We start from the raw sequence: 20773 nt of genomic DNA on the forward strand, positions 1-20773 counted from the left end.
GTCCTTATTATTACCAATTGGAGAGATAATTAGAGAGTAAATTTTCGATCAGCTCTTTACCATCGATAGGGGCTGCTGCGAAGAATTTATCATCAACACTAAGAAGTGTAATACCATGAACACCAGACCACAACACTCGGCTTGCTTGTAGAATTTCATTTTCAGTTCTTTGAGGAGCCATAATTCGCAGTAAGCTTTCGAGCATCCCCGTCATGTTATCAATACGTTCTGATTGCCATTGAGGCAGTGTCTCACCATTCATGTTATGAGCAAAAATAAGCTGCCAGCGATGAGGATGCTTTTGAGCAAAGTCATGATAACAATAGGCAAGTTCATAAAGTGCAGACTGTGGATCAGCACTGTTCTCGACAACGTCGCGAGCTTCCACGCCTAATTCGTCAAGAGTTTGAGCGACAGCATGGAGTAATAATAAATTATAATTACCGAATACATTCACCAACGTACTCGGAACATAGCCGATCATATTCGCTATTTTTCTCAAGCTTAGGTCGTGATGTGGCTGGTCAGCCAAAAAATCTTTAACAGTGTTAAGAGTAAGAGCGACGAGCTCTTCACGGGTGTGATCGTTTCTACGGGCCATGATAACTTTATAATTATGAACAACGTTCAATATTCTAGGGAACGAAGAGGGAGGCGTCAACTAAGTCACACAATTTTTGCAATATTCTGATACACACAATCTAATTTGATAGTTTGCATAGTGTTACGAAGTCGTTATGATTAACGTGCTTCTATAATTATTTCCCTGAGGAAAAGCATGAAAAAGATTTTTTCACTGGTAGCGTTACTAATGGTATCAGTCGTTGTAGCTCCGCTAGCCGAAGCGAAAAGAATGGGTGGCGGTAAGTCTTTCGGTAAGAGCTTTAAAACAGCTCCCGCACCAAGTCAGCAAACCACCAATACTAGCCGTGTTAACAGAGAACAGGGCGCAGCACAAAAAACTAGCCGTAAAGGTGGGTTAATGGGTGGCCTAATGGGTGGCTTGTTAGCCGGTGGTCTATTAGCAGCATTCTTTGGTGGTGCATTTGAAGGTATCCAGTTTATGGATATCCTAATTATGGGTTTGATTGCTTTCCTAGCCTTTAAATTCTTGCGTGGCATGCTCGGCTCGAAACAAGGCAGTATGAATCAACATCGACAGCAGCCTGCATACGGTGGAACTAACCAGAAGTTTGAGCAGCCTAATGTTCACAACTTTGAGCAAAAAGTAGAAACTTCAAACCAAAGTACAGCTAATACAGCTGGTGGTTTTGGAGCACAAAGCGATGTCCCACACAACTACCCACCGTCGTTTGATAAAACGGCATTTGTTGATGGCTCACGTGAGCACTATCGTATCCTTCAAGGCGCTTGGAATCATAATCAACTAGATACGATTCAAGAGTATGTCTCGCCAAGTCTTTTTGAAGATTTAAAAGCGGAACGTGCCAAAGCGCAAGGCGAACAGCACACCGACGTAATGTATGTTGATGCTGAAATTGTTCGTGCAGATTACGACGCGAGTAAAGCTCAGTTAAGCTTGCAATTTAGCGGTCGCTTCCGTGATACAACGGAAGGTGTTGAAGAAGATATTACGGATATCTGGCACTTAGAGCGCGATCTAACTCAAGACAATGCACCTTGGTTGATTGTTGGTATTCAAGGCTAAACGGCCGTTACCTAATCACTCAGTGTTTTGCATAAAAGAGAGCCCGATTACATATCGGGCTTTTTTGATGATGGAATAAATCGTTGCTAATTATGCTTCTTGCTTTCCGGCAATTGCTTTATATGCGATTGCTCCAAGAATAGCACCGACAATAGGCGCTACCCAGAACAGCCAAAGTTGCGACACTGCCCAGTCACCCACATAAAGAGCAACAGCAGTACTGCGAGCAGGGTTAACCGACGTGTTCGTCACTGGAATGCTGATTAGGTGAATTAGAGTTAACCCAAGCCCTATAGCAATTGGAGCAAAGCCTTGTGGTGCTCTATTGTCTGTTGCGCCCATAATGATGATTAAAAACATCATGGTCATAATTACTTCTGTGATAATGGCAGCAGTCATTGCGTACTGACCTGGCGAGTGCTCACCAAATCCGTTAGCAGCAAAACCTGAAGCTGTAACGTCAAACCCTGCTTGTCCTGTCGCTATTAGGTACAAGGCTCCCCCAGCAATTACACCACCAATGACTTGAGCAATAATATAAGGAAGAACATATTTAGCTTCGAAACGGCCACCAACCCAAAGGCCAACAGTCACCGCTGGGTTCAAGTGACAACCAGAGATATGTCCGATTGCATAAGCCATAGTCAGAACCGTAAGACCAAATGCGAGTGACACTCCTAATAGACCGATACCAACATCGGGAAAACCTGCTGCTAATACAGCGCTACCACAACCGCCTAATACTAACCAAAATGTACCAAAACCTTCTGCTAAATACTTGTTCATGAATTTTCCTACTGTTTTTGATTGACGAAACGCGAGGAATGTAATGCAGCAATGTCAGAGCAGTGTGATAGTAATATTAAATTTGATGAGTATGGTGGCGTTACTTATGTGCGTCTCATATTCAATACAGAAGTTAGTGCTTACTTTGGCTTTCACCGCTAATTTGGTTGTCTGTATTTTTTGTTTGAGTAATTTAAAACAAATGCACATAATCAGACGATAAATAAAACAAGCAGCAAGGAAGTAAAAGTGACTGAATTTAAATACAAAAACCTATCTCAACAAGAACAAGATAAACTCGATGCAGCGGTATTTCGCCGTTTACTCTCTCATTTAGATGAAAATAAGGACGTTCAGAACATAGACCTTATGATTCAGGCTGGCTTTTGCAGAAACTGTTTTAGCAAGTGGTATAAAGCAGAAGCAGAGCAAAACGGATTAGATCTTGATATTGATGATGCACGAGAGCGTGTTTACGGCATGACTTACGACGAGTGGAAACAGAACCATCAGCCTAAAGCTACACCAGAGCAGATGTCGGCGTTTGAAGCGAAGCAAAATAAAGTTTAAGCCTTATTTTTAATCTAAAGCTCAATACTAATTGATGTGTTGGGCTTTGCTCTAAAGGCATAATTTTAAGTCAGTTTCTCAAGCTCAATCAGTGACTGTAAGGCGTGCTGATTAGTTGTACCGCAAATATCAGGGCACGCTTTGAACATATGACAAACCTTAGGCCTTTCCGGCTTACCAAATAGCTTACAGAGGTTTTGATCATTAAGCTGAATACAGCGTTCACCAGCAGGCTTACCATTAGGCATTCCAGGTATTGATGAGGATATACTTGGCGCGATACAGCAAGCACCACAATGAAGACGACAATCCATAATGTAATTACACCAGAAATAAAGGGGAGCGGATAATAGCAAACAATCCTGCTTTCAGCACTCATTGCTTCTTTTGGTGTTGCGCGTGCGCTATAGCTAGAAGCTCCCTATTGGCATAAGCCTTTAAATTTTTGGAAGTAATCAGGGAACGTTTTAGATGTGCATTTAGGGTCATTGATCGTGACAGCCGTACCACCTAGGGCAATAAGAGAGAAACACATTGCGATTCTATGGTCATCGTAGGTATCTATGCTGGCATGTTTTAAAGTGCGTAGTGGTTGTACAATAATGTAATCGTGTCCTTCTTCTACTTCTGCTCCAACTTTCCTTAATTCTGTGGTGATGGCAGCTAAACGGTCTGTTTCCTTTACTCGCCAGTTATATATGTTTCGAATGACGGTTGTGCCTTTAGCAAACAGAGCGATGATAGCTATGCTCATTGCTGCGTCTGGGATATGGTTATAATCCATGTCGATTCCCACTAACGTGTTGTGGCGACAGGTTATATAGTTTTCTCCCCATTCGATATTTGCGCCCATTTTTTCAAGAGCATCAGCAAATTGAATATCCCCTTGGATACTGTGTTTCCCGATACCCGTAACGGTTACTTCACCACCTTTAATGGCAGCAGCGGCAAGGAAATAGGACGCAGATGATGCATCACCCTCAATATGAAACTTAGTAGGTGACTGGTATTTCTGTCTACCTTTTATCTTAAAATATTGGTAATGGTGGTTTTCAACTTCAACACCGAATTTTTTCATCATTTCAAGGGTGATGTCGATATACGGTTTAGAGACCAGATCCCCAACGACATCAATACGGCTATCCTTCATTGCTAAGGGTAATGTCATAAGGATGGCGGTTAAAAATTGGCTTGAGATGGTGCCATCTATTGAAATATCCCCACCTGGCAAGGCTCCTCCCATGATTTTTAAAGGAGGGTATTGCGGGTTCTCTAGGTATTTTATGTTCGCGCCTGCTTCACATAACGCATCGACGAGGTGGCCAATCGGTCTTTCCTTCATACGCATATCACCGGTAAGCGTAAATTCGCCATCACCCAAACACAATATTCCAGCCAATGAACGCATGGATGTTCCTGAATTACCGAGAAAGACCTCCGTCGGTACAGGCGATGTAAACGGCCTGCCTAAGCCATTGATAATACATGCAGTGTTGTCTTGTGACAGCTCATAGCTAACGCCAAATTTGGCTAGCGCTTTGAGCATGTGTCTGGTGTCGTCGCTATCCAATAAATTAGTTAACTGTGTTGTACCTTCAGCAAGAGAGGCTAATATCAGTGCTCGGTTCGAGATACTTTTAGAACCGGGTAAGTTGATTTCCCCTGAGACTTTCTCGATCGGTTGTAGCGTCAATTGTTCCATAGAGAGAAGGTAATCCTTAATTGAATGATGGCCATGAACACTATATTGGGAAGATATGACGTTTGTATTTGATAAATATTAAGGCGGTTCAGGTGATCTCAATTAAGTAGCGGGTGAAAGAATAACCTTGAAGTTTATGGGTAGTAACGGTATAAAACGCATCCACTTCTAATCGATGATAATAGCGCTATGACTTCTCCTTTTTGGCAATCAAAACCTCTCCATGATATGAGCGAGCAAGAGTGGGAATCTCTGTGCGATGGCTGTGGAAAGTGTTGCCTGCATAAACTCATGGATGAAGACAGTGACGAGGTGTATTACACCAATGTGGCATGCAGTTGGCTTGATGATAAAACGTGTTCGTGTAAAGACTACCCAAATCGTTTTAATTCGGGCGAAGAGTGTTTAAAGCTAACTCGCGATAAGATTGATGAGTTCCACTGGTTGCCGGATACCTGCGCCTATCGTCTTTTAGCGGAAGATAAACCGCTTCCTGTATGGCATCCATTAATTACCGGCTCAAAGGCTGAAATGCACGCTGCAGGTGAAACCGTTCAGAATAAAGTGGTTTATGAGATTGATGTTATAGACTGGGAAGACCACATATTAAATCACCCAAATCGATAGCTGTTCATCGTTTACCTTCAAAAAAAAGGCTCACAATATTGTGAGCCTTTTGCTTATCTAGGAATAGTCCAAATTAATGGATATTGTCATGGCTAGTTCAGGCCGTTGTTGGGTTAGCAACAACCAGATCGAACGCGATACGAGCTTTCTGAGCAAGCTCAGATGATTCAATTTTCCTCTCTTGTGCAGCCTTTAAGCTACTTTCTGCCGATTCAAGTGCTTGTTGAAGTTCTTCAGGCAGCTTGTGAGTCTCAGTGTCTGAATTTTGTTCAAGAACGTAAGCGCGAATCTGTTTTCTGACTTCCATCAGTGCGTTGTATGCTTCACGTTCTAGTACTGCAGCCTCTTGAGCTGCATCTTTATCCTTCTCAAATCGAGCTAAAGCGATACCTTCAGTCGACCAAGGGTCTATATCAGGCAACTCTTCAATATTAATGGTTGGTTCGATGTAGTCGTCTTGATGACGTAAGTCTAAGGTTGTTGCTCTGACCGCTGAAACCATTAACATCACAGAGATAACAAGCAACGGTAACCCACCCACAATTGCGGCTGTTTGCAGGGTGTCTAAACCGCCAAGAAACATTAGGATTGCGGGAAGAAATGACAGAGTGAATGCCCAAAACATTCGATTCCAACGAATTGGCTCTTCCATTACATTATTTTGAACCACAGATGCCAAAATATAAGATATCGAATCAAACGTCGTTGCGGTGAAAATGATACACAGCAGCGTAAACACTGCAATAACGAGCGTGCTCATTGGTAGCTGGTCGAGCATAGAGAATATGGCTTTGGTCGCGCCTTCGTCATTTAAAATGGCGACGATATCTAGCTGTCCGGAAAGCTGCAATGATAAGCCATAGTTACCTAAGATCATAAAGAATAGGAAGCAGCCTAGCGATCCAAAGAAGATCGAGCCTGACACCATTTGTTTTATAGTTCTACCTCGAGAAATTCGAGCAACAAATAGGCCCATGCTTGGCGCGAAAACTAACCACCATGCCCAGTAAAAGATGGTCCAGTCTTGAGGGAACTGTGTGTTTTCAAACGTGCCATAGCCACCAAATGGTTCAGCCCAAGTAGCCATAACAAAGAAGTTAGATAATAGTCGACCAATGGAGTCCAGCCCTGTTTCTAGCATAAAGATCGTTGGGCCCGCGACGAGAACAAAGGCAAGTAACCCCATAGCGCCCCAGAAGTTGATATTACTCAGAATTTTAATGCCTTTCTCAAGACCAGCATACGACGAGTAAGCGAAGATCGCCGTGCAGACTAACAAAACGGAAATTTGAGTAAGGTTGTTTTTTGGTAAACCAAACAGGTGATTAAGTCCTTCGGTAATAAGAGGAGCCGCCAAGCCTAATGTGGTTGCCGCTCCGCCTAACAAGCCAAAGATAAATAGAATATCTACGGTTTTTCCCGCAATACCGCGGCTTCTATGCTCGCCTAGTACTGGCATTAAAGCACTAGAGATTTTTAGTACAGGCTGTTTACGGACATAGAAAAAGTAAGCGATAGGAATCGCCGGTATTAGGTAGATAGACCAAGCGATAGGGCCCCAGTGGAATAAACCATAAGTGGCAGCCCAGCGCACCGCTTCTTCACTTCCTGCTTCTAGTTGGAAGGGTGGAGACTGGTAGTAGTAAGCCCATTCGATACAGCCCCAGTACAAAATGCTTGCACCAATACCGCCGCAAAATAGCATTGCTGCCCATGATGCCGTGGCAAATTCGGGTTTCTCATCCGCTTCCCCCAGTTTTATCTGTCCCATATCACTAAAGACAACGTAAACCATAAAAGCGCAGGCCGATAATCCAAGGGCGAGGTAGAGGAAGCCAAGTTTGTCGGTCATGAACGTTTTGGCGACCGCTATCCAATCGGCACCCTCTGCTGGGAACATGATGAGTGGGAAGACTATCGTGAGTAGAAGTGCAATTGCACCAAAAAAGGTAGGTTTATCAATTAGCTCAAAATTGTTTTTCACGAGTGTAGCTCCATAAAAAGAGGGGGGAATTATGGAGTGAAGGTGTTATACAGGACAAATCGAATCCTTTGTCTTGACGACAAATTGATTTGTTAGGCTATATGTGGAATAAGCCTATTTATACAAGCTTAGAATTAAGCCAGCATTAATAAGATACCGCCAATGGTTGCCGCTGCGGAAAGGTATTGCCCCGCTGAGTATGAACCATCGCTTTCTTCTTTAATTTTGTCTGGATGATCCATTCCTAATGCACCGTGGGCAAAGGACTCAACCTTAGAAGTTGTTGATTTATCGGCTTCGACGCCTTCTTTTTCTAAATCCTTAAGCGCAGCTAATAGCGCCTTGCCTTCATCAGACAAAGTTACTTTATTTTGTTCAACTTTCAGAGGGGCAGGGCCATTCTCTGGTGTTGCTTGGCTTCCTTGAGGCTTGACCTGTTGGGCTTGAGACAGCTGAGCTGGCCCCATTCCTACTGGTGTCATACATATCTCCTTTACACGCTACTGTCACTATATCGACCGCTATATGAAAAACTTGTGTAAATTTATCCATAATTTGTATAACTAAAAGCTAAGCAAAAACCGAGCCTATTCTTAGGTGGAGGTTTTCTTTTGGTAGGAAGAGTGAAAAATGGTTGGAGGTTGTGATGCAGAGCCAGTTTAGACGCTGCACCTTAGTCATTGGGTATTTGTTTAACTATAGCTTTTTGTACACGCGAAGCATGAAATCAGCCTCACAATTGAATACTTCTAGTGCAGCCAGTTCAGCTTTTAGTTTTTCGTCTGCTTTCCATGCAAATGGCGTCATTTGAAGTAGCTGTAAGGCATCGCCTTTTTCCAGATCCATCGTGTAGTTGAGCTGTTCTTGGTGGACTAATTCAAACCCTTCTAATTCTTCAAGTTCTTCACTGTGAAGGTGAACCTCAGAATAGATTTTTTCTCTTAACTGATAGAGGTGTCTTCCTGCTGGTGTTACCGTGATAACTTTACCGTCTTCGGTTAAACAGCGAGCTAATTCATCGGCTTTACACGGCGCATATATTCTTAAAATGGCATTAAAAGACTGGTCAGCAAAGGGGAGGCGATGACTAGAGGCGACACTAAAGTTACATTGACGATATTGTTTGGCCGCATAACGGATAGCGACTTTTGATATATCTAACCCATAAACTTCAGCATTGGCGACTTTTGATTTAAGTGTAGTAGCAACTTGATCGGTGTAATAACCTTCGCCACAGCCAATATCGAGTAATTGAGCTTGGTCTGATTCTATGTGGTCTTTACATAGATTCGCTATAGCTTGACGCATAGGGTTGTAATAACCGGCTTGTAGGAACGCGCGACGCGCCTGCATCATCTCTTTATTGTCACCAGGATCTTTTGAACGTTTATGGTGAGCAGGCATCAAATTCACATAGCCTTCTTTGGCTAAATCGAACTGATGGTTGCTGCTACACTTGAAAGTGCGTTCCGAAAGTATAAGGGGCTGGTGGCAAAGTGGGCATTGGTAAGCCATAAAGACCTCAAAAGAGTAGTGAAGGCGGTAAGTCTATCGGGATTAGCAGCAAATAAAAAGAGCAGCAATTGCCGCTCTCATTTGTTATTGCTGTCACTCAATTCTATTTGACGGCAATAGTGGTGATCAGCTGGTAGCTTTCATTTGGTTGAAGCGTTTTACCATCTTCTATCGTTGGGGCGTTAACCGTTGACTCAACACATAGGAAGCCAAGGTAGCCGTCATCTGACATATCACCCATTGCCGTTGCGCCTTCCGCCCATGGGTTCCATAGGACTGCTGAGTTATGACCTTCATTTTCAACGGTGATTGAGCGTTGAAGTTTCAAATCGTTAATTTGAATCAAAGCTTCAGGCTTGGTGTAAACGCGATCGATGGTGTCGGTTAGAACTAACTCAGAATCACCTTGGCATATCTTGTTTGCTTGCAGGCTATCTATGTATTCGTCACCCATGCCCGTTGTAGAGGACTCGCGAACATCGCCTAGGTTCAAGTAGGTATGCAGAGCTCCAGAGAAAGTCCAAGCGTGATCATCGGTATTGGTTACATCAAGGGTCACTTTTAGTGTGTCTGAGATCTCGACATTAAGGCGAGCCTCAAATTGATGTGGCCAGATATTCAGCGTTGCTTCGCTCGGCACAAGACCAAGACTTACAATCACACCATTATCGTTTTCACGGTGTTCTACTAATTCCCACTCACTTGAACGTGCAAAGCCATGTGCAGGTGCAGCGATACGACCAAACCAAGGCCAACAAACTGGAATACCACCTCGAAGAGCAGCTTTGCCATCAAAAATAGCTTTATCACTCATCCAGATAAGGTCTTCTTGTCCTTGAGGTTTGAAAGAAACAACATGCCCACCATGCAGAGCAATGCCAGCCGTTGCTTTTTCATGGATAACGCGCACAATTTTAACACCATCTTTTTCAACAATAGTGACGTTATCAGAAAGCACCGTTAAGGCAGGAAGAGATAATAAGTCCATCGATATATCCTCAGTTTGAGAAATTACAGTCCAATACTCAATTGCAAATAACACTTAAGCTCAAGTTAAGTATTGGGCTGGAATTTAGATGAGATAAAATTTAGGTAACAAAAAGGCGACTCAAGAGCCGCCTTTTTCAAGTCTTATGTTTCAAACACAAGTATCGCTAATTGATTACAAATCTAATTACTTAGAGATGTGTGCAACTAGGTCAAGAACTTTGTTTGAGTAACCGATTTCGTTGTCGTACCAAGATACAACTTTAACGAATGTGTCAGTTAGAGCAACACCAGCTTTAGCATCGAATACTGAAGTTTGAACTTCACCGATGAAATCTTGTGATACAACTTGGTCTTCAGTGTAACCTAGAACACCTTTAAGCTCGCCTTCAGATGCTTCTTTCATAGCAGCACAGATTGCTTCGTAAGAAGCTGGAGTCTTAAGGTTAACAGTTAGGTCAACTACAGAAACGTTAGCAGTTGGTACGCGGAAAGCCATACCAGTTAGTTTGCCGTTTAGCTCTGGAAGTACAACGCCTACTGCTTTAGCAGCACCAGTTGATGATGGGATGATGTTTTGAGAAGCACCACGGCCACCGCGCCAGTCTTTAGCTGAAGGACCATCTACAGTTTTTTGAGTTGCTGTAGTAGCGTGAACTGTAGTCATAAGACCAGATTCGATACCGAACTTGTCGTTAAGAACTTTAGCAACAGGTGCTAGACAGTTAGTAGTACAAGAAGCGTTAGAAACAACATCTTCACCAGCGTAAGTGTCTTGGTTAACACCCATAACGATCATTGGAGTTGCGTCTTTAGAAGGACCAGTAAGAACAACTTTCTTAGCACCAGCAGTGATGTGCTTACGTGCAGTCTCGTCAGTTAGGAAAAGACCAGTTGCTTCAGCAACTACGTCTACGTCGATTGCATCCCACTTAAGATCTTCAGGGTTACGCTCAGCAGTTACACGAACTGTTTTACCGTTAACGATTAGGTTTCCGCCTTCAACTTCAACAGTACCGTTGAAACGTCCGTGAGTTGAATCGTACTTAAGCATGTATGCCATGTACTCAACATCGATAAGGTCGTTGATACCAACAACTTCGATGTCATTGCGCTCTTGCGCTGCACGGAATACAAAACGACCGATACGGCCAAAACCATTAATACCTACTTTGATAGTCATTATAGTTGCTCCACAACTTAATTTCTGAATAAAGATAACTGGTAGTAAAATTACAAAATCCAGTTTGCATCTGCAACTGATAATCAGGCTTTACTTGTTTAATGTCAAAAAAAACTGTCGCTTTTTTTCACATTTTGTCGCAAATGATGGTTTTTTGTACTTAATTACAGATTGTATGTAACTCAGCTATCGAAAAATGTTTTAAAATATTAAAGCGATCTATTAATTCGTAACGCTCTTGTTACGGCAAGAAAGTATGTGCTACAACAGTCTGGTTTCGCAAGTCTTTCGAAAAAAAAGTTTGTATAAAATATGAGAGTAAGAGAAGTTTTTTATGAATAACGAGAACAAAGAATTTGTTAACAAGTTAGATGAGGACTGGCGCGAGCAGTTGTCTGATGAAGAATTTGGTGTCTGTCGCTTAGGTGGAACAGAAGCCCCTTTCAGCGGTGCTTTGCTACATAATAAAGATACAGGTATATATCATTGTACTTGCTGTGAAAAAGCATTATTTAACTCTGACAGCAAATACGATTCAGGTTGTGGCTGGCCAAGCTTTGATGCCCCTGTCAGTGCAGAGGCTATTCGTTATATTGAAGACCTGAGTCACGGTATGAAGCGTGTGGAGATACGATGTAGCCAGTGTGAAAGCCATTTAGGGCATGTTTTTGAAGATGGCCCGGTGACAACCGGTGAACGTTACTGTGTGAATTCAGTGTCGTTAATTTTCAACAAAAGTAATAAAAGCGGTGAATAGTCACCGCTTTCTGTTTCATTGTTACATAATTTAAAATTGGTTGGTTTATTTCAAATTTTGAGGAATTACGTTTCTATTAAACGATCCTGAGCTAATAGAATCTTCGACTGAATCTGCAATATCATCCAATTCTTGGTATTTATCTTTTGTAAAACCGTATAAAAGCTGTATTTCTTGATCGGAAGCGATAGGGACATCAAAATCTTTAGCCACCATAGCCCAGATGTAGGCACGTTCTTTGTTTTGAACTCGATAATGGGTGCTGGCAAGAGTTTTGAGGATTTCGGTGTTCACAGAGCCTGATCGGGTAAGTTCAAGTGATCGTTTTAGTAGCTCGATGGTTTTTAAATGATCTCGGCTAGTATAAAAAGTCGCGAGCGCATATTGCATTTCGGCGGTGTCTAATTGGGGTGAGCCTTCAAGTTGTAAAAACTCTCTGCGGGCTTGTTCATCGCCAACTTGGCTCCATAAAAAATAGAGCGTTTCAGGAGAACGAGACTGCTTTAGCTCTTCAACAATACGTTCTAGTTCGTCACCAGAATGAATTAATGCATTAAATCGGCGTTGCTTGAGCCCACTTTGATCAATGGGTTGTATTTGTGCGGCAAGCTCTAAACATCTTCTATATAGTCTTGCAAATTCGTATTCTTGAATAACATTGATATCACTTGGATCTTTGAACACTTCGTAGCGGTGCCAAATCAAATCTGTTCTTGGAAGGCGGCATTGACCATCGTTCATGTTAAGTAGCTCACAACGAAGTGCGGGTGTACTTTCACACAGTTGATCGGTGTTTTTAGTGATTTCCAAACATCCAGACAAAGAGAGCGTTGCAAAGATGGTAATTGTTATTTTAGATAAATTCATACATTCGCTTGTGATCGATTACTCTTATTCTTCTAACTAACCTTGACTCAATTGATGAGCGTTATATTTTGGTACAGCCTCATAACGTAAGGATAGAACATGGATGCTGAAATATTAATTGATGCTATTACACCTGAAGTTTATCAGCGATTAATTTATGCTGTTGAAACTGGAAAGTGGCCAGAAGGTGGTCGTCTTTCTCAATCCCAACGAGATTCTTGTATGCAAGCAGTGATGCTTTATCAATCTAAGCATAATGTAGACGCGCCACATATGACAGTCGCAGCGGGCGGTGAGATCAGCTTCAAGTCAAAGTCTGAACTAAAAAAGCAGTTTAAAAAGAACGAAAGTGACATTTTACGTGTAAACCCTAACGAAGAGCAGGGCATAGGCGCCAAGTAAACGGAACAACAGTTGTCGGAACTGAAAAAACAAAAAAGCTATCTTAGTGAAGTACTAAGATAGCTTTTTAAATTTTTAGGTAATGATAGAACAAGTAGGCTTTAGTTTAAGCTCAAACTACAGACTCATCTCACCGTGCAGTACTTTTTGCATCTGTTCTTTGACTTCTTCATATGACAGCCCTTGGCTAAGCAAGTAATGTAACTTAGCTAGCGCCGCTTCAGGGGTCATATCAAAACCACTGATAACACCAGCATCTTGCAGTGCACAGCCAGTCGCATAGCCGCCCATGTTTACTTTTCCCGCTAAACACTGAGTTAAGTTAACGACAATAACACCGCGTTCTGATGCTTCTTTTAAGTGAGCCAATAACTCAGGATTTTGCGGTGCATTACCCACGCCAAAGGTCAGCAAGATCATCGCATTAACGGGTTGAAGCAATGTATTTCGGATCACTTCGTGTGAGATTCCAGGATACATTGTGATCACACCGATAGGTTGTGGCGTAATGTTATGAACCTTAAAAGCCCCTTCAGGTTTCTGGTCTACCGTTACATCGTTACTGACCTTAATGCTGATCCCTGCTTCAAGCAGTGGTTGCATATTTGGGGAAGTGAACGCGCTAAAACCATCTGCGTGAGATTTGGTGCTACGATTTCCTCTCATCAGTTGGTTATTGAAGAAAAGAGTGACTTCGTTGATTGGGTAGTTTGCCGCAATATGCAGTGCATTGAGCAGGTTAGCTTGGCCATCTGATCGCAACTGAGCCAACGGTATTTGTGAACCTGTCACGATCACTGGCTTTCCTAGGTTTTCCAGCATGAACGACAGCGCCGACGCGGTGTAAGCCATTGTGTCGGTACCATGTAAGATGACGAAGCCGTCGTACTTATCATAGTTGGCTCGAATATCATCAGCGATCTGTTGCCAATCCATCGGAGTCATATCAGACGAGTCAATTAGCGGTTCATACTCATGGATAGTGTATTCTGGCATTTCTGGGCGATGAAACTCAGGCATACCTGCGAGTTGTTTTTCCATAAAGCCGGCCACAGGTATAAAACCGTGATCAGATTTTTGCATACCGATAGTACCGCCTGTGTAGGCGATATAGATGTGTTTTCTCGTCATGATGAAAACCGTTTAGTAATTTGGGAACAGGCGGCGATTATAGACCGTTGCATCCCATTAATTCTACGCATATATGCACAATTTAGTGGTTAAGCCTTCGTTTTTTGTACGTCTTTTATGAGCAAATCTAAGCCAGCGTCAAAATCAAAATTATTGATCGCCTTTTTTATTGCTAAAAACTGTTCTTGGCTCATACCTATTTCGTCGTGGTGGTTAATGCTATTGATCAAGTCAATAGCATCGGCGTCTGCTTCAGTAAGGGTTTTTATGAGCTCGTCTCGTTGTAGTTGTAGTTCGCCCTGTGTTTTTACTATGCGAACTTGAGAGGAAGCTGTATCTGGCTTGATAGTCTCCAAATACAAAGGGATCTGTGCGTGAAGAATCTCAAACTCTGTGACAATTTTTGCTATCAACCTTGTCACATTGTCCTTTTCGGTTTGTTGGATAGAGGTTTCTAGATCGCTGCATAGTTGGTGTAACTTACGAGCCCCGATGTTTCCGGCAATACCTTTTAGAGTATGAAGGTAGCGCTCTTCTACAACATCTGTGGCTATTTGTTGAGTGATACTCTCCAGAGAATAGTGCTCTATAAACTGGTTGAGTAAAGTGTGGTACAGACTAATTTGATCGTTACAGCGTTTGATGCCACTTGCCCAATCGACTGATGCAGGTGAGTCGAGTGCATTGCAATCGTGTTTAGTTGGTTGAGCAATGGGCTGCTGTTTGTTATTAGACTCCCGCGCGGATCCATGTGCGACTTCAGAAGGGGCTAGCCACTTACGCAATGTGGCAAACATCTCCTGAATATCGACAGGCTTTGAAATGAAGTCGTTCATACCTGATTCAATCGCTTTATGTCTATCACCCTCCATATTGCTTGCCGTCATTGCAATGATGGGTAGATCCTCAAGTTCGAGTTCATGGCGAATTTTAGACGTTGCTTGGTAGCCATCTAAAATCGGCATTTGGCAATCCATTAGTACGCCATCGAATTTATTAACTCTTAAGAGGTCGATCGCTTCTTGGCCATTATTAGCAATTGAGTAACTCATGTGCGCACTAGAGAGCAGTTCACAGGCAAGCGTCTGATTCATTAAATTATCTTCAACGAGCAACACATGGCATCCAGCGAGCGCGCTGAGGTTGTTTCTATGCGGCTGGTTAATGGACATATCGGGTGAGTCAATACGGTTGCTTTCTTTCCAAAGAGTGGAGAGCAGGTCATTGAGTTGTGTTGAGTTTATTGGTTTACTTAAGATGTGTTCTACGGATAAATTTAATTGAGAAAGCTCTACTTTGATATCATCTGGCTCATAGGAAGTGAGCATTATGATGGGTGTATTTGGTTGAAGGTTACTTTCGCTTAGAACTTTAACCAGTGAAATACCGCTCTTTTCTGGCATCTTCCAATCTAGCAAAATTGCATCGTATGGTTGGTGTGTAGAATAGGCGAGATGAATCGAATCTACGGCTTGGTCAACGTTGCTAACACTGTTTGATTCTATGCCGTTTCGCTTTAAATGCTCTTCGGCGATTTTACATGCTGAATCATCGTCATCGACGATGAGTACATTTCGATTTTCGAAATTGTCTTTTTTTGAGCTACCTACAACTGTTTTTGTTGTACTTGGTTGTACGGTAACCCAAAAAGTAAAGGTTGAGCCTTTGTCTGGCTTACTGTCGACAGAAATTCCTCCTCCCATTAGCTCACTGAGTTGTTTAGATATGGCTAACCCAAGGCCTGTTCCACCATATTGGCGGGTGATGGAAGTATCAGCCTGTTGAAATGAGCTAAACAATGAGCGCATTTGTTCTTTGGTCATGCCAATTCCCGTGTCTGTAACAGAAAATTGAAGCACAGAGTGGGCATGAGACGATTCTTTGACACGAGCGCTTAGCTCAACTCCGCCTTGTTTAGTAAACTTTATCGCGTTGCTTCCTAGATTAAGTAGTATCTGCCCAAGTCGAAGTGGGTCGCTTACAACATAATCAGGAAAGTTTGGCTCAATGTTTATATTAAGCTTTAGACCATTTTCTTTTGCTTTTAACCCAATAATGTTCGAGAAATCATCAAAAACATTTTGAACGGGGAAATCAATTTGTTCGATTTGGAGCTTCCCTGCTTCAATTTTAGAAAAATCGAGAATGTCATTAATGATACCAAGTAGTGACTTTGCAGAGCGATGAACGATATCAATATGATTTCTCTGTTTTGGCTTAAGTTCATCTGACTCAAGCGCCAAGTAGCTCATACCGATAATGGCATTCATAGGAGTGCGAATTTCATGGCTCATATTTGCCAAGAAATCTGATTTACTTTGATCGGCCGTTTGAGCCTGATCTCGTGCTTTAGTCAGTTTCTTTGCTAGCTCAGATTGAGTTCTCTGCGTACTTCTAACAAGAAAGGCTAGGAGCACCAAACTGATAGAGAATGCGATGCCCCCTATTGCCAAAATAGGCGAAGAGGCTCTCGTGTCCTCCATGAGTTTATCTCGTGCGGTATGTACCTTGGTTAACGCCCTATCCATGGCGAGAATGTTATTGACCATGGATGCACCCACCTGCGTGGCTTGTTGTCGCACGTCTACCATTTTAGCAAAGTTACTTTTATACCGGCCGATATCAAAGACTACACCTTCAAAAATCATCGATTCATCATCTTCAATTAAAATGTCGTTGATATGTTTAGCGCGAAAGAGTGCCTCATCGAGAATTCGATACACTTGTTCCGCCAATACCTGCTGTGTTTCTGCACTTCGTGCTTTGATGAAATCACGGTCGATCTGACGAGCATCGGAGATATTACTTGCTAACAGAGTGACCTCTTCGGCGACATCTAGTCGAGAGTTGAGAGTGTCTTGTATCTTGTTAATAAGCAGTTGATGCGTCGAAAATTGACTTTGTTTATTATTACGAAGTTGTGCAGCTCTTCGTTCTAAATCTATTAAGTTGAGTTCGAGTTGTGTTGCTTGCTGTTCAGAAAATTCAAAGTGATTACTATTATTAAATTGGTCCCGAATTATCTTAAAGTGAAAACGAGTAAGATTACTCATAATCGATAGTAAGCTCTTATTTTCAAAGCTGGTTGTCAGTACTCCTAACGCCTCAATTAACCTTAATAATTCTTGCTCCTTTGAGAGAAGTTGAGACAAATTAAATGCTTGGCTTTTTTGAAGGTAGTGGACCTCAATACTCTTTAATGACTGAGTGACAGCCAATAATTCAAAGGAGAGATTGACGCTTTGGGAGGCCTTTTGCATCTCCTCTCTAATTCGCTTTACTTCATTGGTGTCGTAATTAATGTAGTTCAATTGAATATTTCTAAGAGCTGTAGTGCTTGATGTAACTTCACGTGCTGCGGCAACCATATATCCGTGAACTTCTTCATTGCGTAATCGCAGCAACGCATATTGATCAAATTCAGAATTAAATACTTTTAGGCGCTCTGAAAGCTCGTTGAAAACGCTCGTCGATTCAGGGTTATCATCGTTTAGTAACTGGATGGCTTCGATAGCATCGTAGATCGCTTGTGTCGCATTGTTGGCGGCATCGAAGTCTAGATCTCGGGTGAACACCAACTCATTAATACGTGCCTCATCAAGCTTGTGCTCAAATTGCGCTGCATTGTTATAGCGGTCGATGGTAGTAAAGAGAGTGGAAAGTGTTATCCAGCCAAATGACCCTATAAGTACCAAAGCAGTCCCTAATACCGTAAAGCCAATTAATACCCTGTTTCCTTTATCAAAAAGTTGTGCCTTTTTTGCCAAAGACCGAACGAGTGTCATACGAGATCCTCATACAAGTTACCGATGGAAAAGAGCCATTGTCATAGCCAAATTTTTTTTGTTATTAGTATTATCACTAATACATAGTAGAACACGTGAACTGTAACGGGAGGGAGTAGGTCAAAAAATGTCACAGAGTGAGGGAAAGCAGTAATAGCGTTAGGGGAGTGCTAATTAGTTGAATTATTGAGAAAGTAAATAAAATTCCGAATGCCGCTACCTAGTAGGTACACCAACTAACATGTAAAACTCGCAAAGGCTAAATAGGTAAACAAAGTGATATTGTTGTTGTATTAAGATCATCATCAACAGACATCTTAACGTTGCCTCGCTGAATCTCAGTCATTAACTTTATTACATACGTACCAAAACCGAGGTGGTGCCTAGAGTCTGATGTCGAATGTTTATCCCAAAAAATAGGTCGCATGTCTTTCGAGACCGCCCCAATATTTTCGATGCTCATACAGCAGTACTTGTCATGGTGGGTTAATTTGACCGAAATCCTAGAGCGACTTGAAGCGGCATGATATGCATTTTTAAGAATATTAAAGATGATGATTTGAGTGAGTTTCTGATCGCCCTTAACTGAGAATTGATGGTCTAGGTCTTCATCGGGTTCACTGTAGATGAGAATACCTTTATTCTTATACACCTCCTGCATAATCGATAAGGGCGTCGAAAGCAAAGAGTGTAAGGAAAAGCGTTTTCTTTCGGGAGAATAATGTCCTATTTCAATTTTCTCCAATACTTTGGATTGGTCTAACACCAATGCTGTTTGACATGTAAGAGATTGCAGTACGTCAATTTTTTCTTTTACATATTCGTTAATCTTTCGGTCATAAGACATATCATTAAGCATTTTTGAAGAAGCCTCGAGTGGTCTTCTTAGTTCGTCAAACAACATCTGATTTGCGTGTTGCTTTGATTGTGACTCTTGCAGCATTTGGTCGTACTCTAGCTGTAGAGACTTACGAAGGTTAATACCTGCTAACAATGATTTAATGCGAAGCTTTAATATGGTGGGCTGAATAGGTTTCTTTATGTAATCAACGGCTCCGTATTCTAATCCCTTTATTTCGTCATCTTGCTGGCTTAAAGCTGTAACAAAAATAACGGGAATATGCTCTGTCATCGGGTTTTTACGTATTTGTTGTAGTACTTCAAATCCATCCATTTCTGGCATCATGATGTCGAGTAATATTAGATCGGGTGGTGTCTCTTCCTCACATAATTGCAGTGCTCTTTTGCCACTTTTAGAAAATGTCACCTGATAATCATCTTTTAATAAACCACGGAGCAGAGTGAGATTTTCAGTCGTATCATCGACAATCAAAATCTTATTGCTGGTGTCAGTTAATAGTTCACTTTCAGGTGTGAGTGAATTAGCTTGTACGGAGTCTAAGGTGTCTTTATCGAAAGAGGGTAGAACACATGGGTGATAAGTTTGCTTTTCAAGATTGAGGAGTTTTTTCTTAAATATGGCTGCGCTAAAGGGCTTAATTAAAAGCTCTGAAACACCAGCTTGGATTACCTCCTTTATTTTGTCTCGGGTTGCTTCACTCGTGACCATTAGAAAGGGCATCGTACATATCTCTTTAGAGTTTCTAACGACATTGAGTAGCTGTGTACCGCTGATTTTGGGTAGCTCTAACCCTGAAACAATCAAAGATATTGGGTGTTCTTGTAGTACTTCAACAGCTCGCTGGCCATTGTTCGCTTGTATTACTTCGCCATAACCAAATTGTCGTAAATGCTCACTGAGCACCTTTCTCATGAGATCTGTTTCTTCTACGACTAGTACGCTCATTGATTTTGCTTCCATACATTCATGGCCCTTGGTTCATAGGTGAAATCGATCCCATTGAAATATTCAGCGATGGGGGGGGGGTATATGTTGGCGCTTGTGGCTGATACAAAGCTCACTCTTTCAGAGAGTTAACACTTAAATTTAAAATGTATTTTCCATTTATGAGTAGCTTAGTAGACCGTATCTCATTGTGCTAATTTACTGTCGATGTAATGAGGTAAATCTAAAGCATCTAGATAAGTGATGATGGTTTTATCTGATGCTTTATATAGGTTTTTTAGATTAACTGGAATGTAGGGCAGTATCGAGTGCCAATCGAATCATCTGATCAAAGCTGGCTTTGCGCTCTTCTGGTGACATTTCACCGCCTTTTACAACGTGGTCAGAAACGGTAAGAATACTCAGCGCTTGAATTCGTTTTTCTGCTGCAATGGTAAACAGCGCTGAGGTTTCCATATCCATGGCGAGAATGTTAAAGCGTTGTAGAGCAGGCAGTAGCGTTTCTGGATCGTCATAGAAAAAGTCGTTGGTAAAGATATTGCCAAAGGTCGGTTTAATACCGAGTTTATCTGCGCTCGTCCAGCACTGACGAAGAAGATTAAAATCAGGCGTAGCGGGGTAATCATAGCCTGCAAATTTGGCTCGGTTCATTGCGTTGGCTGTGCCCGCGCCAGTCACCACAATAATATCTTTAAGATCTAAGTGATCCGCGACACCGCCACAACTGCCGACACGTATTGCTTTTTTTACGCCATATACTGTAATGAGTTCATGTAGGTAAATAGAGATAGAGGGTGTCCCCATACCATGTGCCATGATGGATATTGGGGTTCCTTGGTATTCGCCAGTGTAACCAAGAACATTGCGTACATCGGTGACGAGCCTTGGGTTATCTAGATAGTTCTCTGCGATGAACTTGGCTCTTAGAGGGTCTCCTGGCATGAGGACAGTTTCTGCAAAATCACCAATTTCAGCACTAATATGTGGGGTCATTATTTGAT

The 20773-nt window shown here is 42.0% G+C and carries 19 protein-coding genes; 5 read left to right on the forward strand and 14 right to left on the reverse strand.

Going from position 1 to position 20773, the window contains the following annotated elements; genetic code table 11:
• Positions 1-10 precede the first annotated feature (10 nt).
• The gene (locus L4D20_RS09685; protein ID WP_428801374.1) at positions 11-601 is read right to left on the reverse strand and encodes a TetR/AcrR family transcriptional regulator; all 591 of its coding nucleotides are present in this window, start codon (positions 599-601) and stop codon (positions 11-13) included.
• Between the two features lie 177 nt (positions 602-778).
• On the opposite strand from L4D20_RS09685, the gene L4D20_RS09690 reads away from it, so the two are divergent.
• Positions 779-1669 (forward strand): Tim44 domain-containing protein, encoded by an 891-nt coding sequence (locus tag L4D20_RS09690; RefSeq protein ID WP_428801375.1) that lies wholly within the window; start codon positions 779-781, stop codon positions 1667-1669.
• A 90-nt stretch (positions 1670-1759) separates the two neighbouring features.
• Here the strand turns inward: L4D20_RS09690 and aqpZ are convergent, their stop codons facing one another.
• Positions 1760-2455 (reverse strand): aquaporin Z, encoded by a 696-nt coding sequence (gene aqpZ, locus L4D20_RS09695; protein ID WP_428801376.1) that lies wholly within the window; start codon positions 2453-2455, stop codon positions 1760-1762.
• A gap of 249 nt (positions 2456-2704) precedes the next feature.
• Between aqpZ and L4D20_RS09700 the strand changes: the two genes are divergently transcribed.
• Positions 2705-3025, forward strand: coding sequence for a DUF1244 domain-containing protein (locus tag L4D20_RS09700; protein WP_428801377.1), 321 nt, complete (start codon positions 2705-2707; stop codon positions 3023-3025).
• 65 nt (positions 3026-3090) lie between these two features.
• On the opposite strand, the gene L4D20_RS09705 is transcribed toward L4D20_RS09700, so the two are convergent.
• Both L4D20_RS09705 and aroA read right to left on the reverse strand, forming a co-directional pair.
• The gene (locus tag L4D20_RS09705) at positions 3091-3339 is read right to left on the reverse strand and encodes a YkgJ family cysteine cluster protein (protein ID WP_428801378.1); all 249 of its coding nucleotides are present in this window, start codon (positions 3337-3339) and stop codon (positions 3091-3093) included.
• 107 nt (positions 3340-3446) lie between these two features.
• Positions 3447-4727 carry a 3-phosphoshikimate 1-carboxyvinyltransferase gene (gene aroA / locus L4D20_RS09710; RefSeq protein ID WP_428801379.1) on the reverse strand — a complete coding sequence of 427 codons (1281 nt, stop codon included), beginning with the start codon at positions 4725-4727 and terminating at the stop codon, positions 3447-3449.
• Positions 4728-4916: 189 nt separating this feature from the next.
• On the opposite strand from aroA, the gene L4D20_RS09715 reads away from it, so the two are divergent.
• The gene (locus L4D20_RS09715) at positions 4917-5354 is read left to right on the forward strand and encodes a YcgN family cysteine cluster protein (protein ID WP_428801380.1); all 438 of its coding nucleotides are present in this window, start codon (positions 4917-4919) and stop codon (positions 5352-5354) included.
• Positions 5355-5451: 97 nt separating this feature from the next.
• On the opposite strand, the gene L4D20_RS09720 is transcribed toward L4D20_RS09715, so the two are convergent.
• From L4D20_RS09720 to gap, 5 genes are all read right to left on the reverse strand, one after another.
• Entirely contained in the window at positions 5452-7338 is a 1887-nt protein-coding gene (locus L4D20_RS09720; RefSeq protein WP_428801381.1) for a BCCT family transporter, read from the reverse strand.
• A 134-nt stretch (positions 7339-7472) separates the two neighbouring features.
• A complete protein-coding gene (locus L4D20_RS09725) occupies positions 7473-7820 on the reverse strand; it encodes a hypothetical protein (protein ID WP_428801382.1) in 348 nt (115 codons plus the stop codon).
• Positions 7821-8034: 214 nt separating this feature from the next.
• A complete protein-coding gene (gene rlmA / locus L4D20_RS09730) occupies positions 8035-8853 on the reverse strand; it encodes a 23S rRNA (guanine(745)-N(1))-methyltransferase (protein WP_428801383.1) in 819 nt (272 codons plus the stop codon).
• A 103-nt stretch (positions 8854-8956) separates the two neighbouring features.
• Positions 8957-9841: a D-hexose-6-phosphate mutarotase gene (locus tag L4D20_RS09735; RefSeq protein WP_428801384.1), complete on the reverse strand. Its 885-nt coding sequence runs from the start codon at positions 9839-9841 to the stop codon at positions 8957-8959.
• A gap of 186 nt (positions 9842-10027) precedes the next feature.
• Positions 10028-11023, reverse strand: coding sequence for a type I glyceraldehyde-3-phosphate dehydrogenase (gene gap, locus L4D20_RS09740; protein ID WP_428801385.1), 996 nt, complete (start codon positions 11021-11023; stop codon positions 10028-10030).
• Between the two features lie 334 nt (positions 11024-11357).
• On the opposite strand from gap, the gene msrB reads away from it, so the two are divergent.
• A complete protein-coding gene (gene msrB, locus L4D20_RS09745) occupies positions 11358-11780 on the forward strand; it encodes a peptide-methionine (R)-S-oxide reductase MsrB (protein ID WP_428801386.1) in 423 nt (140 codons plus the stop codon).
• 45 nt (positions 11781-11825) lie between these two features.
• Here the strand turns inward: msrB and L4D20_RS09750 are convergent, their stop codons facing one another.
• A complete protein-coding gene (locus tag L4D20_RS09750; protein WP_428801387.1) occupies positions 11826-12647 on the reverse strand; it encodes a DUF2989 domain-containing protein in 822 nt (273 codons plus the stop codon).
• Between the two features lie 99 nt (positions 12648-12746).
• On the opposite strand from L4D20_RS09750, the gene L4D20_RS09755 reads away from it, so the two are divergent.
• Positions 12747-13049, forward strand: a complete 303-nt coding sequence (locus L4D20_RS09755) for a YeaC family protein (RefSeq protein WP_428801388.1) — start codon at positions 12747-12749, stop codon at positions 13047-13049.
• Positions 13050-13166: 117 nt separating this feature from the next.
• Here the strand turns inward: L4D20_RS09755 and ansA are convergent, their stop codons facing one another.
• From ansA to deoD, 4 genes are all read right to left on the reverse strand, one after another.
• Entirely contained in the window at positions 13167-14180 is a 1014-nt protein-coding gene (ansA, locus tag L4D20_RS09760) for an asparaginase (protein WP_428801389.1), read from the reverse strand.
• Positions 14181-14269: 89 nt separating this feature from the next.
• Entirely contained in the window at positions 14270-17965 is a 3696-nt protein-coding gene (locus L4D20_RS09765) for a hybrid sensor histidine kinase/response regulator (protein WP_428801390.1), read from the reverse strand.
• A gap of 259 nt (positions 17966-18224) precedes the next feature.
• Entirely contained in the window at positions 18225-19772 is a 1548-nt protein-coding gene (locus tag L4D20_RS09770) for a response regulator (RefSeq protein ID WP_428801391.1), read from the reverse strand.
• 282 nt (positions 19773-20054) lie between these two features.
• Entirely contained in the window at positions 20055-20765 is a 711-nt protein-coding gene (gene deoD / locus L4D20_RS09775; protein WP_428801392.1) for a purine-nucleoside phosphorylase, read from the reverse strand.
• Positions 20766-20773 lie beyond the last annotated feature (8 nt).

Origin of the sequence: Vibrio kyushuensis, from assembly GCF_050337325.1 — a bacterium.
Classification (GTDB): domain Bacteria; phylum Pseudomonadota; class Gammaproteobacteria; order Enterobacterales; family Vibrionaceae; genus Vibrio; species Vibrio kyushuensis.